At 40.7% G+C, this 13,877-nt stretch carries 16 protein-coding genes and 1 pseudogene; 9 read left to right on the top strand and 8 right to left on the bottom strand.

Annotated elements, in window-relative coordinates; genetic code table 11:
- Positions 1 to 219: 219 nt before the first annotated feature.
- Positions 220 to 909: a CDP-diacylglycerol--serine O-phosphatidyltransferase gene (gene pssA, locus AB1K91_RS01380; RefSeq protein WP_413087539.1), complete on the bottom strand. Its 690-nt coding sequence runs from the start codon at positions 907 to 909 to the stop codon at positions 220 to 222.
- An 88-nt stretch (positions 910 to 997) separates the two neighbouring features.
- Here pssA and AB1K91_RS01375 point away from each other — a divergent pair, with 88 nt between their 5' ends.
- Positions 998 to 1,771, top strand: coding sequence for a phosphatidylserine decarboxylase (locus tag AB1K91_RS01375; RefSeq protein ID WP_413087538.1), 774 nt, complete (start codon positions 998 to 1,000; stop codon positions 1,769 to 1,771).
- Here AB1K91_RS01375 and AB1K91_RS01370 read toward each other — a convergent pair.
- The 3 genes from AB1K91_RS01370 to AB1K91_RS01360 all read right to left on the bottom strand — a co-directional run bounded on the left by AB1K91_RS01370 (position 1,768) and on the right by AB1K91_RS01360 (position 3,282).
- Complete coding sequence (locus tag AB1K91_RS01370) at positions 1,768 to 2,361, bottom strand: DedA family protein (protein ID WP_413087537.1); 594 nt, start codon at positions 2,359 to 2,361, stop codon at positions 1,768 to 1,770. The genes AB1K91_RS01375 and AB1K91_RS01370 overlap by 4 nt on opposite strands.
- Before the next feature lie 175 nt (positions 2,362 to 2,536).
- Positions 2,537 to 2,881 (bottom strand): DUF3147 family protein, encoded by a 345-nt coding sequence (locus tag AB1K91_RS01365; RefSeq protein ID WP_413087536.1) that lies wholly within the window; start codon positions 2,879 to 2,881, stop codon positions 2,537 to 2,539.
- Positions 2,866 to 3,282 carry a MarR family winged helix-turn-helix transcriptional regulator gene (locus AB1K91_RS01360; RefSeq protein ID WP_413087535.1) on the bottom strand — a complete coding sequence of 139 codons (417 nt, stop codon included), beginning with the start codon at positions 3,280 to 3,282 and terminating at the stop codon, positions 2,866 to 2,868. The genes AB1K91_RS01365 and AB1K91_RS01360 overlap by 16 nt, the downstream gene beginning before the upstream one ends.
- 770 nt (positions 3,283 to 4,052) lie before the next feature.
- Between AB1K91_RS01360 and AB1K91_RS01355 the strand changes: the two genes are divergently transcribed.
- Positions 4,053 to 4,436, top strand: a complete 384-nt coding sequence (locus AB1K91_RS01355; protein ID WP_413087534.1) for a VOC family protein — start codon at positions 4,053 to 4,055, stop codon at positions 4,434 to 4,436.
- A gap of 46 nt (positions 4,437 to 4,482) precedes the next feature.
- On the opposite strand, the gene AB1K91_RS01350 is transcribed toward AB1K91_RS01355, so the two are convergent.
- Positions 4,483 to 4,899, bottom strand: a complete 417-nt coding sequence (locus AB1K91_RS01350) for a YbaN family protein (RefSeq protein ID WP_413087533.1) — start codon at positions 4,897 to 4,899, stop codon at positions 4,483 to 4,485.
- A 229-nt stretch (positions 4,900 to 5,128) separates the two neighbouring features.
- Complete coding sequence (locus AB1K91_RS01345) at positions 5,129 to 5,254, bottom strand: hypothetical protein (protein ID WP_413087532.1); 126 nt, start codon at positions 5,252 to 5,254, stop codon at positions 5,129 to 5,131.
- A 222-nt stretch (positions 5,255 to 5,476) separates the two neighbouring features.
- Here AB1K91_RS01345 and AB1K91_RS01340 point away from each other — a divergent pair, with 222 nt between their 5' ends.
- Positions 5,477 to 6,541, top strand: coding sequence for a tetratricopeptide repeat protein (locus AB1K91_RS01340; protein ID WP_413087531.1), 1,065 nt, complete (start codon positions 5,477 to 5,479; stop codon positions 6,539 to 6,541).
- A 56-nt stretch (positions 6,542 to 6,597) separates the two neighbouring features.
- Entirely contained in the window at positions 6,598 to 7,458 is an 861-nt protein-coding gene (locus tag AB1K91_RS01335) for a GNAT family N-acetyltransferase (protein ID WP_413087530.1), read from the top strand.
- A gap of 35 nt (positions 7,459 to 7,493) precedes the next feature.
- Here AB1K91_RS01335 and AB1K91_RS01330 read toward each other — a convergent pair whose 3' ends face one another.
- On the bottom strand, positions 7,494 to 7,919 hold the full coding sequence (locus tag AB1K91_RS01330) for a MaoC family dehydratase (RefSeq protein ID WP_413087529.1): 426 nt from the start codon (positions 7,917 to 7,919) through the stop codon (positions 7,494 to 7,496).
- A gap of 658 nt (positions 7,920 to 8,577) precedes the next feature.
- Here AB1K91_RS01330 and AB1K91_RS01325 point away from each other — a divergent pair.
- Positions 8,578 to 9,993, top strand: a complete 1,416-nt coding sequence (locus tag AB1K91_RS01325) for an MFS transporter (protein ID WP_413087528.1) — start codon at positions 8,578 to 8,580, stop codon at positions 9,991 to 9,993.
- Positions 9,994 to 10,063: 70 nt separating this feature from the next.
- Here the strand turns inward: AB1K91_RS01325 and AB1K91_RS01320 are convergent, their stop codons facing one another.
- Positions 10,064 to 10,666: a TetR/AcrR family transcriptional regulator gene (locus AB1K91_RS01320; RefSeq protein WP_413087527.1), complete on the bottom strand. Its 603-nt coding sequence runs from the start codon at positions 10,664 to 10,666 to the stop codon at positions 10,064 to 10,066.
- A 145-nt stretch (positions 10,667 to 10,811) separates the two neighbouring features.
- On the opposite strand from AB1K91_RS01320, the gene AB1K91_RS01315 reads away from it, so the two are divergent.
- The 4 genes and pseudogenes from AB1K91_RS01315 to AB1K91_RS01300 form a co-directional block, all read left to right on the top strand.
- Entirely contained in the window at positions 10,812 to 11,549 is a 738-nt protein-coding gene (locus AB1K91_RS01315; protein ID WP_413087526.1) for an SDR family NAD(P)-dependent oxidoreductase, read from the top strand.
- Positions 11,550 to 11,809: 260 nt separating this feature from the next.
- Complete coding sequence (locus AB1K91_RS01310; protein ID WP_413087525.1) at positions 11,810 to 12,391, top strand: IS110 family transposase; 582 nt, start codon at positions 11,810 to 11,812, stop codon at positions 12,389 to 12,391.
- Positions 12,392 to 12,461: 70 nt separating this feature from the next.
- Positions 12,462 to 13,028 (top strand): transposase, encoded by a 567-nt coding sequence (locus AB1K91_RS01305; protein ID WP_413087524.1) that lies wholly within the window; start codon positions 12,462 to 12,464, stop codon positions 13,026 to 13,028.
- A gap of 162 nt (positions 13,029 to 13,190) precedes the next feature.
- Positions 13,191 to 13,814 (top strand): annotated as a pseudogene (locus AB1K91_RS01300) (transposase); the annotation flags it as partial.
- Positions 13,815 to 13,877 lie beyond the last annotated feature (63 nt).

The following is a 13,877-nucleotide window of genomic DNA, read 5'->3' as shown; positions in this document are numbered from 1 at the left end:
TGTTTATTCAAGAAAGGCCTCAATCTACCGCCATCCTTATGCATATTCGCTTCTCCAAGTTGAAGATATTACTACGTCGTGAATAAATTAAATCGATTAAAGCTATCGATTTATAGTAATGCCAATGGAGTAAAATCCCCTCAAATCCATAAGCATAACCGGAGGAAACGTCCAATAATGCCCTAAACTAAGGAATGGGAAGGCTAGACTAGGCAGCATTTATCCTTTACGACGTGTCCTCAAAACAATGACTCGATAAGAAACATATAGAAAGTAAATAGGTGTAACAAGGTACAGGGAGATGGCCAGCGGTAGATATGGACTTATATCAATCAATAGCACACCGATACCGATAAGAACTGTCACTAACGTACCATAGTTTGGAAGAGAGAGATTCTTAAAACTTGGAACTCTGATACGGCTTACCATCATATAACTGAGTATACTGATGATAAGGATATTAACTGCCGCTGGAATGTGCGAGTAGAGTAAAGTCGTTAAAGCTAGTATGCCTCCCGCAGCAGTGATCGGCACCCCGATGAAATAAGAATTATCCTCTGTTGATTCAGAGTTAAATCGTGCCAGACGATATGCACCGCAAAGCAGAAACAGTCCCGCTAATGCAAAATCGAAATAGTTGCCATCAATTCTATTTGTATATGAAAAGAGAATACTTGGAGCAATACCGAATGTCACTAGATCTGCTAGTGAATCCAGTTGTTCACCAATGTCGCTTTTCACATGGAGCATACGGGCGATACGCCCATCCAATCCATCTAGGATCATACCAAAAAAAATCAGGAATGCTGCGCTTTTGTAATAATCCCCTATTGTCAATCCAATTGACAAAAAGCCGCAATATAAGTTTCCTAGTGTTATTCCATTTGGTATATGTTTTTTGATGTTCATCCTTGTTCACACCTTTTACAAATTGATAATTTTATATTACAGTTCCAATTAGACTATTAAATTTCAGATTGTTAGGGGTTACCTTATCGTGTTAAAACCATGCTTGAAATCACTCGTAGAGTTAACTGGAAACAAATATATATCCAAGGGGATCGCTGCTTTTACCAGCTCCAAGTACAGCCGATTCCTCATACCTATTTTCACTTCCGTTTATAAGTTGAATAAGGAGGATATGCGCTATCCGCCAGCTTCATATGAAAGCCTGCAAGCACTCTTCACTAGACAATTAAAACCCGGTGTTCGTACAATTGACAACCATCCCTCCAGTGCCGTCAGTCCTGTTGATGGCCTGATCAATGATTACGGCTCAATTAGGGATGGGATGACCGTTTCTGTCAAAAACCAGCAGCTATCCATCGCAGAGCTGCTTGGTGGGGAAAGTCATGCTGCTAACTATAATAACGGTAATTATATAGTAGTCTATCTTTCTCCACACCATTACCATCGGATACACAGTCCTGTGAATGGACAAATAAGAGACAGCCGGACATTAGGCGGTAAATCATATCCAGTTAACAACTTTGGATTAAAATATGGGACGCGTCCCCTGACCACCAACTTCCGCAAGATTACAGAAATCGATACGCACAACAAAAATAAATGCGCTGTTATCAAAGTCGGCGCTTTAAACGTAAATAGTATTCATGTGACTTATCAATCAGATAAGCTGGAGAAAGGAGAAGAAATGGGTTTCTTCTCCTTCGGGTCTACTGTTATTCTATTATTCACACAGCTATCTTTCTCAGGGATTTCTCTAAATCAATCAATTAAGGTAGGAGATAGAATCGGACATTTTTCTTAGTCCGTTTTCTTTTTCCGATATCTGAAATAGAAGAATAGTAATGCTGCCACACATATCACAATAACAGCAATCTTGGTGGTATCATGCAATATTGTCTCAATGACAGTCCAATTGTCTCCCAACAAGATTCCGAGCATAATAAAGACGTTAACCCATAATATGGCTCCTAAATAAGCAAAAATGGCGAATTTGCCAAACCGAAAATCCGCTATACCCGCTATGTATGCCGTTATATGACGAATTCCTGGCAAAAAATAACCGAACATCAATAACAAACCACCGTGTTTTTCAAAGTACGACTGCGTCCAATCAATTTTATTTTCTGTGATATGGACTTTTGGACCAAAACGACGAAGAAATGGCAGTCCAAGCTTCTTCCCGAGCAAATAACTGATTGATATACCTATCAGAGCCCCAGCTAAAGCAGCCAATATTGCCCCAATCCAGCTCATTCTTCCGATAAAGATATTATAACCAACATAAGTCAGAAGCACTTCATCAGGGATAGGTAAGCCTACTATTCCGAGCACTAAGATGATAAAGATTCCAATATATCCATAATTCTCTATCAAATTACCTAAATCATTCATTCTTATCACTCGATTCTACCAGAATATCATAACTTGGTTAAACCTTTTTCAGGTTAAAGATTCTGATAGAATTTGTCAAATCCCTGGAACAAAACTTGGCAACATCTCTAACTGGATTTTAATTTATTTCTTACAAGAAACGAAGAATGAAAAGAATCAGTGTGATGACTTCTTTTCAGGATCCAGAAAGGAGAGCAACTACTTTCTGTTGTACAAACAAAAACACCAGCCAGCTAATCACTCCTATCAGCAATGAAAAAGCCAAATGGCCGGTCATCCGTAAAGCTATATACAAACAGACAAGCATTACGATGGTCGCTGGCAGACCTGTCACGACTCCCCAGACAAAACGGGATAATTGTGGTGCAGTTTGTCCTTGAATGAAAAGCCACAATATACTAAGTAAGCTCACAAGCGGAAGCGCTGCAATGATTCCTCCATAGGTCGGGTATCTTTTTGCAACTTCGGTAACGCCCCCAATGATGACGGCACTGACGAGAATCTTTACGATGAAAAACATTTTCTCGCCTGCTCCTCCAATAAGCGGAATCCAGCCACAATTGTCTCCTGATCCTCTTGTGAAAGTGACTGCATCACAATACCCAGCTTCTCTTCATCCAATTCTGTATGCTGTTTTACACTCGTCGTGCCCCGCTCGGTTAGCTGGAGATAGACCTTTCGTTCATCGGCTGTATCCCGCTGTTTTAGGATGTATCCCTTCTGAATGAGACGCTTCACATGCTCCGATGCTGTATTATGGGAAACCCCCAAGGCCGCAGCAATCCTGGATACATGCACTTCTTCCTCCATCCTGATCGTCTGGAGAATCCGTACAGCTTGGTGGGTCAGTTTATCTTGATAGGTAAAACGAAGCTGATGGTATATGTTCATATATAGCTCATTTAATTGTTGAATAGACAAATCATCACTCCCTCCTAGCAATTATATCGCAATGTACGATATAAATAAACTACATGTATATAAGCTAGTAACAATGATCAGCAATTCGCACACCATAATGTAAAATGTAAATCCTCACTTGACTTCCATTTAAACGGAAATGTTACCGTGGAAATATGAGAAATTTGATTAGCAAGCTATTGTTCATCCTCGCCGGATTAAGTATGCTGACATTGGAAATTTTAATGGATTATCCATTGACTGGCTTTATCATGACGATTCTTTTTTACTGCTGCTATAATCACAGGCTATGGTAAATCAACAAACCAAGCCCGGACAGATTGATTGCCCAGGCTTGGTTTTTCATTATTACGCTTAAATCTTAAATCCCTGCATAAAAACCGCAATTTAACAGCATTGCAACCTCAAATTGACAAATTGCATCTTTCAAAATATAGAATGAGACATGTTGTTTTTATACACTGAAAGTATCAAAATAAAAAAGATGATACGATGCCATTCGGTGAAAAGCTCCAGATTCAATATGCAAATGATACCAAAGATCAAATAAAACCTTTGTCATCCACATCCCCCTATTTCCCTCTTTATACTGTATATACGTTTCCTGTCGAATAAAGATTGCTGCGATACACTTTTTGTTCATAAATATGCCTGATGATGACAAGGGGAGTCAATAGAAGGAGAAACCGCAGATAAGAGCGTATATAGAATTAAGGAGGAAAGAACATGAATACCCTACATATCGGATTTAAAGTCAGTGGTGCGTCTTTATGACAAAACCATCCTTTTCCCATTTACTGCAGATATTCCCCTGTCCTGATTTGCATATGACGGCTCATTTTTACGGGAAAATTGGTTTTCAGGCTATACCTTATCTCCAAAGCACAGAACCGCATATATGCCTCTATCGGGATAATATCGAGCTTGTTCTGACGCAATCCGCCCTTCAAAGATTTTTCCCGAATCGCTTGCAGTATGGCTATGGTTATGATGCATATTTCATCACGGAGAAGCTGGCGGCGATGCAGCAGGAACTTGTGGATGCGGGTATAACCATTGTGCGCCCTTTGATGATGACCGATTATGGCAATAAGGAATTTGTATTTGAAGATATTGATGGCCGGTGGATTGCAGTTGGAAATAAAATATCGTAAAAAGACCGTTTCCCATTCAGAAAACGGTCTTTCCTTTGATTTTTAACTATGCACGAGTTTTGATACCGTCGCTTGCTTGCTCCGGTTTTATCGTTTTTATCTTTTTTATGAAGTAATAATGCTTAATCAGACCAAGTACAATCAACAATATTTTCACAAGCCATATATCAATATAAAATACCGAAAACAGGATGAAAGCATCCGCGATTATGTTGATGCGGATTTTTTCTTTGAGAGTCATGCCCTTCTTTTCTTTGATTGCGAGTACATATTTTGTATAGAAAGTGGTGCTTTTAAACCAATCGTCAATCCGTTTGGAGCTTTTCGCGTAACAAAATGTGGCAACCATTAAAAAAGGACCTCCAGGCAATACAGGCAGAACGATTCCCGCTATACCAAAGCCCAAGAAAATAGTCCCAAGCAGGAAGAATAGAGCATTTTTAAGCTTTTTTATGATTATCACCTTACTTTTATTTAACTTTGATTACCTCGCATTATATCAAAAATTCAAGATCGAAAGTAAGCAGTTAGGCGGCGATTCTGGCAGAAACCCGGCAACTGTAAGAAATCTGTCAATAAACTGGGAAAGCTTAGTAAAAAAGAGGCTCCACAATGTGAAAACTCTTTTTTGGCACCTCTTCAACAAGATCTTCAGCCCTTCGCTTGTAAAATTGGAATACAACTCGAATCCCTTAAATCCGGAGTTGGACAAAACGGTTGTTGGCCAAAAAGCCAACAAAGATCGTACGTAACCCTGTAAGTAAACCGATTTTCGGCACGATGAACGGAATCATAGGTACAGATAAATCTTTGACCATGCTCTAGTTTCCTCTTCATGGTTTCCCGCAACACCCTTTACTGGTTATGCCTCTTACAACTTACTATGGAATTTCAATGGTGCATTCATAAAAATATGGTACTCTCTCGGCTTGCCGACAGCCCTGATCCACTCAAAAAAATTACCAACCATTGCAACTTTATCTACAAATTTCGACGAAAATGGTAAAATATAACGAAAGACTATAACAAAGGGGACACGTATGGACAGGAGTTTGCTCGTTTTAGACCAGAATTTGACGGCAGATTTGGAAGATTGGTTTCGTTCAATCAGGCTTGGGAAGCGGCAGGAAGCATCGGATTTGTATCATGCATTATCAGGACGAATCGAGGAACTGAAACAGGAGGATACGCTCTACATCGTGTATTTACTACTCTCCTGCAGGTTTCATGTGCTTGTATCCGATTTGGAAAAAAGCAAAATATACCATAGGGAAGCAGGCAAGTATAAGCATGCCTTTGTACCAGCATTGCATTATTATTATCACCTTGCAGAAGGAATGTGTTTGTGTGAGGAGAAAGAATATATGTGTGCACTGGCCTCTTTTGAAAAAGCAGAGGAATATCTCTCTTCCATGGATGATGAAGTGGAACATGGAGATTTCCACTTCCGCAAAGCAATGACATATCATCATTTGGATATTACATCCCTCGCTGTTTTCCACACTGAATATGCAGTGAAAACCTTTGAGAGATATCCTGATTATCGCTATCTGCTTGCTCGCAGCGAATTGATGCGAGGGCTGAATTTTATCGAGCAAAAGGAATTCACCTTAGCAGAAAATACGCTAAATGATGCTTTATCACATACCGATTTTGAGCATGAAGGTCACCTGGCCGCGTTGATTCAGCATAATATTGGTTATCTGTATTCTGTCCAGCAAACGCCATTAGCAGCTATTCCATATTTAACAGCTGCAAGGAAGTACCGGACATACAATGCTTATTTGCAGACGCTATTCCTACTGGCTGATTCCTATTGGAAGACAGGACAGAAAGATTTGGCAATGGATGCCTATCAGGAAGGATTCCAGCTCAGCATCGATGAGAAGGATGAAATATTCAAGTGGGAATTTGCCATGCTGCACAAAAAGTATGTCGATCGTGCTAATTTCGAAACAGTATGGATAGAGGGTATCGATTTATTCCGGCAGAAGGGCGACCATTACAATGTCCGGACTTACGCCAATGAATTGGCTGCTTATTATACAGAAACAGGACAGAACGATCTGGCCATCTATTATTACAAGCTGTCTTTGCAATCTTAGCAGTTGTAATGGAGACACAGCGAGACAGGCAGTCGCATAACGAGAAGGAGGAAAAAATGTCTCATAAATTAGTTTTACTTAAGCCGATCTCCCAGGAGGATGCCCATGCATTGCTTCCAATCTGGTCAGATCCTGTCGTAACCAAATGGACGCGGTACAGCATCTTGCTATCACTGTCAGAAGTGAAAGCCCGGATCAAGCAGTTGGAACAGACCAAGCACGCAAGCAGGTATACTATCCGGAAACATGATGATCAGACTGTCATTGGCACATGCGGGTTCAAGCGCTTGAACTTCCTGCATGAGACAGGCGAAATCGAATTCGAGTTGGGCAGCGCTTATTGGCGCCAAGGTTTCATGACGGCTGCCTTGCACGAACTATTGCACATCGGCTTTGACAGACTGGAATTGAACCGGCTCGAGGTTAAGGTCAATGCCGATAACATTGCATCCCAGCGATTGGTCAAACGTGCAGGCTTCCGCCAAGAGGGCATCAACCGCCAAGGACGGAAATGGGAAGGGAAATTTCAGGATGTCCTCCTTTTCAGCCTGCTTCAAAGTGAATTCCGCTCTTCCACTATAGCTGAGCCGATTGGCCAGCTTGAGCTGCTGCCATTGGCTCAGCTTACGAAAGATTCCGCTTTATATATGAATGAAATCGTTAGTGAGGTGAACGATCATGTTGTTCGTCTCGCTGTGATAGATGGGGAATATCATTGGCATAAGCATGACGATTGTGATGAATCTTTCTTCATCCTGGAAGGTGAGCTATACATAGACCTGGAAGATCGGACAGTCAGCTTACTGCCTGGTGACCTATTTACCATTCCAGCTGGCGTCATGCATCGGACTCGTTCCAATCAGCGAACCGTGAATATTTGCTTCGAGAAGGCCGCCAATGAAATAACCGGAAGCTAAAAGGAGACATCTGTAGCAGATGCCTCCTTTTCCATTTAATTATTTATAAGCGCACTTAGTTCAGCTTGAAATACTTTGCTGTCATCTTGATTATATGTAGTCAGCTGTACCGTTACGATACCATTGCCGCGACGTTTTGGCACAGTTTCGATCACTTCCACGACCACCCTCAGTTCATCATCGGGGAATACCGGCTTGATGAATTGGACATTGTTCATACCGGTGCCAGCTACGACTTCTTCACCGTAAATTCCTTCCTCGACCCACAGCTTGAATGATGCACTCATCGTTTGCATCCCTGACGCAATCAGATTGCCAAAGCGTCCTTGCTTCGCTTTTTCTTCATCTATGTGCATATATTGCGGATCGTATACTAGTGCGAAGTCGATGATATCTTGTTTGGATAGTTTGATCGATTTTGTTTCATAGCGCTGCCCTACTTCAAATTCACTGAATCTCATTCCAGCACCTCTTTTTCGTCTGTTCTGCTGCATTTGTGCTTGTCATCCGATTACAGTCAATGGCATATACGTCCTTCTTCATCCTGAATTCAAAGATGACATCACAAAAATACTATGGTATAGGACAGCTTACCATACAAATTAGATAAGTTGTATCATTTGATGTTTATACCGCCGCGTATCAGGATAATTAATATAAGTCGAAAAGAGCGGAAATACAAGGGTCATCATTAGCCTAGCTGTTTGTTCAAAGGTGTATGTACTAATCATGGCGGAAAGAAGGATAATCTCTCCTTTACTTGCTGATTGATTTATTTAGATTGAATAATTTCACCAAATAAATGGCCCTTTTCAAATCAATTTGAAAAGCTTTTTTGGGTTGAATTATTATCTTATTGCAGTTAAGCTTCGTTCTTTCGCTTTCGCAGTATGGCCAAGAAGCTTTTGGTGCACAATAACTTCACATACGAAGAAGATGAACAATAAATCAAAAAAGTGGAGGATTTCCCTATACCCCGAATGATGGATACATCTTCCTATAGCTTTGCTGAATTCAATACAGCTTGCGAAAACACAGACAGAAATCAATCAAATCTGCTTCTATCCCATTCGACTGTATTTTCCTTGTATAACCGTATAAACATGGAGTTGACAAAAAATGAAATTCAACAAGAAGAAGATTAACGTTGTGGATATCCAAACAGCGAAGAAAAGTGTGTTTGCTACAGGTGTAGGAAACGCGATGGAATGGTTCGATTTTGGTTTATATTCCTATTTAGCTGTTATCATCAGTCAAAATTTCTTTACTGCCGTTCAGAATGATCAATTGAAATTAGTATTTACCTTCGGAACATTTGCGATTGCCTTCTTAATGCGCCCGCTAGGCGGTGTTATATTTGGCAGGATAGGTGACAAGTTGGGGAGAAAAGTCGTTTTAACGACCACAATCATTTTAATGGCTTGTTCTACATTGCTTATCGGTTTGCTTCCTACTTACGATCAAATTGGAGTATGGGCGCCGATACTTCTCTTGATTGCCAGAATTATACAAGGGTTCTCCACCGGCGGTGAATATGCTGGTGCAATGGTCTATATTGCTGAATCTTCCCCAGATAATAAGCGTAACATTCTGGGAAGCGGACTGGAAATCGGTACGCTTACAGGCTATATATTCGCCTCACTGGTCGCCAGTTTACTCTTTATTACATTGTCCGATGAACAAATGGCTTCATGGGGCTGGAGAATACCGTTTTTACTCGGTTTGCCATTAGGACTTGTCGGGCTGTATTTAAGAAAGAGCCTGGAAGAATCACCGATTTTTGAAAATGATCTTTCAGGTGATGATGGTCAAGAGGAAGAAAGCTTCCTTTCGATATTAAAGAACCACAAAAAAGATATTCTTGTTTGTTTTGTAGCCGTAGCGTTCTTTAATGTGACAAACTATATGCTGTTATCCTACATGCCTTCCTACTTAGATGAGATTGTAGGATTATCCAGTACTGTCGGAACTGTTCTGATCACAATTGTAATGATAATCATGGTTCCGCTGGCTCTGATGTTCGGTAAGCTCAGTGATATGATCGGAAACAAAACCGTGTTCTTAATTGGTTTAGGAGGCTTATCCCTCTTATCTGCATTTGCGTTTTATTTGGTGAACTTGGATGGTTTACTATTTATTTCGTTAGGTATTCTCATTCTGGGTGTGTTACTTGCTACTTATGAAGGCACAATGCCAGGATCACTGCCAACGATGTTTTATACAGATATCAGATATCGAACATTATCTGTGACCTTCAATGTCTCGGTATCCATATTCGGTGGTACTACGCCATTGATTTCCACATGGCTCGTCCACCAAACAGGGAATAACTTAGCACCTGCATGGTATTTGACAATCGTCAGCATTATCGGATTCCTAGTGATTCTATTCTTGTTCAAGAGTACATCAGGAAAATCCTTGAAAGGGTCCTATCCAACCGTCTCCACCAAATCCGAATATAAAGAAGCTGTTGAGAATCCAGAAGATGCATTATGGTGGAAAGCAGAGGAAGAAGAAGAAAATAAACCTGTCTGATAGGCGTTCATGCAAAAAAGCTCAGTCTCCCTTTCATTTGATGAGGCTGAGCTTTTTTCTACTGTTTGTCCTAACGCCCAATATATGTAACTGATTGAATATGTGTTTGTGATAATTCGATAACGTCCTTTGCGAACTGTTCCTTTGGCGTTTGGAAATCCTCTGCAATCAAGTCGCGTATCAGCCCATAAAAACCTAACGCTGCATAGACTTTGAAGTAGTCCATATTCACCTGCAAATCATTTAATGTTTTGAATTCGAATTGCTCCTTATAAATTTTCCGAATCACATTCGGTAATCGCGTATGCATGCTTGGAAGCGTGTCCTCATAATTAATCAGTTCAAAGAAGCTTTTGTTTTCATAAAAATAAGTGATGATAGAGAATGAGGAATTATTTAGATCTTTTGTAAATGTTTCTTTTCCTAGGGTATAGGTGATACCAGCGGACTCTTCAAGTCCCGTAAACATCCTGTCGAGCAGATCTTCTGCTAATTCTGCTTTATCTTGATAATGGAAATAAAACGTACTTCGGTTATAAGCTGCTTCTTCGACAATATCTTTAACTGTGACCGCATGATACCCCTTTTTCTTGATCAGTTTGATCAACGCTTCACGAAAATGCATTTTTGTCCGATTGCGCCGGTTAGATGTCGAATCCTGTTCATGTTCCATAAAAAAACCCCCTTTTTTCGGACAGTATTGGATTATCTGTCCAATACTTAGACATCTGCTTTTCAGCTACTGATTGAGATATGTGTCCAAAGTATTACAATTAAATTGTAACCGATTTTATTCCATTATACTGGGGGAAACAAAAATGGGGAAATTAGAAAATAAAGTTGCACTGATTACAGGGGGAGCATCAGGGATTGGCGCCGCTACAGCTCGTCTTTTCGCAGCAGAAGGTGCTAAGCTCGTATTAGTCGACTTGAACGAAGAAAAAGGAAAAGCAGTGGAGGAAGAGCTGAAAGCAAATGGTGCAGAAGCAGTCTTCATCCAAACGAATATTACAAGTGAACAAGAAGTAGCAAATCTTTTCAAGCAAGCAGTTGCTGCTTACGGCAAAATCGATATCGTATTCAACAATGCCGGTATCGGCCGTGTCCATCCTTCGCATGAATTGGATTATGCAGAATGGCGCAACACAGTAAATGTGGACTTGGATGGTGTGTTCCTTGTTGCCCGCGAAGCGCTTCGCGTGATGCTTCTGAACGGCAGCGGCAATATCGTCAACACAGCTTCCATGTATGGCTGGGTCGGCTCACCAGGATCTGCAGCATATAATGCGGCAAAAGGCGGCGTTGTAAATCTTACGCGCTCCCTTGCACTTGAATATGCGGACAAAAACATTCGCGTAAATGCACTGTGTCCAGGATTCATCGACACACCGATCATCCCGGAAGACGATAAAGCGACACTTTCCACGATGACACCAATGAAACGCCTCGGAAAAGCAGAGGAAATGGCGAAAGCTGTTCTGTTCCTGGCTTCTGATGATTCTTCTTACATGACTGGCAACAGCTTGATTGTCGATGGCGGTTATACGGCACAATAATTAAAAAACATACTAAGATTAGTGGGTAAGGTCATCGACGGATGATTTTGCCCACTATTTTTCTTTTTAGGAGTATAGTGAGAGGTGAAAGAAAGCTCGATCAGCCTCAAGGATATTGAATCCGAATAATAAACTGAGCTTCTTCACTTTCATTTCTGAATCAGGTTTAAGTATGTTGGGGCCTTTGAGCTCGTGTATAGGAAATTGGAATCGAAATGAAAAAGTGAAGACCTTTCAAAATACGTGAGAGGAGATATAAATTGGAGTATGTAATTGCTTTAGATGTATCAATGGGGAAAAGCTATAAAGTCATCTATCAGGGTGAAATCTGTTTAGCTGAAGGAGAAGTAAGGCACACGCAGACAGGCTTTAACACCTTACTTGAGGAAATCCGGAATCTCCCTGGTGACCATGTTCTTGTGTTTGAATCCACTGGCATTTATTCGAAACCAGTGGAAACCTTCTGTCAAAAGAATCAGTTGCGTTATTGTCTGTTGAATCCCCTTGCGGCTAAAAAACAGCTCGAAATGGCAACGCTTCGTAGCTGGAAAACAGACAAAAATGATGCGCACAAATTAGCACAAGCACATTACCTGCATTCCAGGGAAGAAAAAGTACTACAGTCCGATATGTATCACCAGATTCGTGACCTTGCGCGTTTCTATCAAGAAGTAGAAGAAGAAATAAAGCGTATGCGCATGTACCTGCATCATGCCCTTCAGTTAAGTTTCCCGGAGCTGGAACAATTTTTCTCAAAGCAGGATTACACCATATGCCTTAACGCTAATCGGTTTGTTTCCGCATCCGGCACTTGTTTTGGATTCGAGCCAGACCAAAATTAAGAATTTACTATCCAAAAGTACCACGAAGAAGATCTCGGAAAATCGCTCAAAACAAAAAGCTGTTCAAATCATGGATTACGCCAAGGAATCCTATCCTGCGGTATCTCCCAATAGTATTCAAACCCAAAAAGTGCAGTATTACGCGAATCAGCTACTTCAACTGTTAGAAGAGAAAGAGAAAATTTCTTTTCAACTAATTGAGAGCTCCAAAAAGCTGCCAGAGTTCGAGTTACTAGTTAGTCTCCCTGGTATAGGTGAAATTAGCGCTGCTCTTTTTATCGGCGAGTTTGGTGACTTGTCCCGCTTTTCTGATCATAAGAAAGTCAACGCTTTTATAGGTATTGATATCCGAAGATATCAATCTGGAAAGTATCACGGGCAAGACCGTATTAATAAACGCGGGAACCCTAAGGGCAGGAAAATACTTTATTTCATTGTACGGAATATGATTCGCCAACAAAAAGCAGCTCCTAATCACATTGTCGACTATTATTACAAACTAAAAAAGCAACCAATACCCAAAAAGGATAAGGTTGCCACGGTAGCTTGCATGAACAAGCTTCTTAAATGTATTTATTCCATGATCAAGAATAATACATTGTACGATTACTCGCACACGGTCTCTATGGACCACTAATTTCATTATATCACGAATTCTCCCTCGTTTTAAAAATAAATACAACGAGGTTTATTTCCTATACCTAAAAAAAGGCTATAACCTATATTAAAAAGATAAATAGATACTTGACTAATCGTAGGAAAGGGGCTGGGACAAAACCCAGTAAAGTAATTAAATGAAATAGGCAGTCATCTCCGTTTTTTTGGAGATGACTGCCTATTTCATGGTAGAAAATTACCGGAACACGATATTGCCTACACGGTGAATCAGTTGGTGGAGAGTATTCCAGATGAAGCCTTCGATGGCTTCATCCGAGAAACCGGCATCCTGCTTACCATCCTCGTATGATGAAAGTGATTTTATGTGCCTATACGCAATCGGTCTTTTCCGGTCGTAATTGAAGCATTACTCCAAGATAGTATACGTATGATGTGACTATGAACCGAGCTATCGCACTATCAACCTTTTCCGAGTTAACCCGCACGTCAAAGAACTTTTACGGCAGTGTTTTGTCCAGTTTCACTGTCAGCTTGTCGAGGAGAAGCTGATCGAAGAAGAAGCCATTTTCATCGATGGTACGAAGATCGAAACGAACGCCAATAAGTTTACATTTGCCTGGCGCAATTCCATCGAGGAATATAGTGCACAATTGGTGGAAAAATCGAACCAGAGATACAAGGAATTAGTAGAAAAAGAAATCATTCGTCCATCGAACGAGAAGATCCGGATAGCTTATCATCCGAAGAAATGATGCAGATTGTCGAAAGATTGGACGATAAGGTGCAAGAATATGACCGAAAAATCAATGTACGCTCACTTTCAGCCACCTCTCACATAAGCAGGATAAAGATGGATTCACCCGGACGT

The organism is Terribacillus jepli (assembly GCF_047228925.1).
In the GTDB taxonomy this organism is placed as follows: Bacteria; Bacillota; Bacilli; order Bacillales; family Amphibacillaceae; genus Terribacillus.
The sequence above is the reverse complement of the archived record's forward strand: the minus strand, read 5'-3'. Positions and strand labels throughout refer to the sequence as shown.

Bases quoted from the DNA above. Each gene is read 5' to 3' on its own strand.
- pssA (WP_413087539.1), bottom strand. From the start codon at position 909: ATGAACATCAAAAAACATATACCAAATGGAATAACACTAGGAAACTTA.
- AB1K91_RS01370 (WP_413087537.1), bottom strand. From the start codon at position 2,361: ATGAATGATTTAGGTAATTTGATAGAGAATTATGGATATATTGGAATC.
- AB1K91_RS01365 (WP_413087536.1), bottom strand. From the start codon at position 2,881: ATGTTTTTCATCGTAAAGATTCTCGTCAGTGCCGTCATCATTGGGGGC.
- AB1K91_RS01355 (WP_413087534.1), top strand. From the start codon at position 4,053: ATGACAAAACCATCCTTTTCCCATTTACTGCAGATATTCCCCTGTCCT.
- AB1K91_RS01345 (WP_413087532.1), bottom strand. From the start codon at position 5,254: ATGGTCAAAGATTTATCTGTACCTATGATTCCGTTCATCGTGCCGAAA.
- AB1K91_RS01340 (WP_413087531.1), top strand. From the start codon at position 5,477: ATGGACAGGAGTTTGCTCGTTTTAGACCAGAATTTGACGGCAGATTTG.
- AB1K91_RS01335 (WP_413087530.1), top strand. From the start codon at position 6,598: ATGTCTCATAAATTAGTTTTACTTAAGCCGATCTCCCAGGAGGATGCC.
- AB1K91_RS01330 (WP_413087529.1), bottom strand. From the start codon at position 7,919: ATGAGATTCAGTGAATTTGAAGTAGGGCAGCGCTATGAAACAAAATCG.
- AB1K91_RS01325 (WP_413087528.1), top strand. From the start codon at position 8,578: ATGAAATTCAACAAGAAGAAGATTAACGTTGTGGATATCCAAACAGCG.
- AB1K91_RS01320 (WP_413087527.1), bottom strand. From the start codon at position 10,666: ATGGAACATGAACAGGATTCGACATCTAACCGGCGCAATCGGACAAAA.
- AB1K91_RS01315 (WP_413087526.1), top strand. From the start codon at position 10,812: ATGGGGAAATTAGAAAATAAAGTTGCACTGATTACAGGGGGAGCATCA.
- AB1K91_RS01305 (WP_413087524.1), top strand. From the start codon at position 12,462: ATGGATTACGCCAAGGAATCCTATCCTGCGGTATCTCCCAATAGTATT.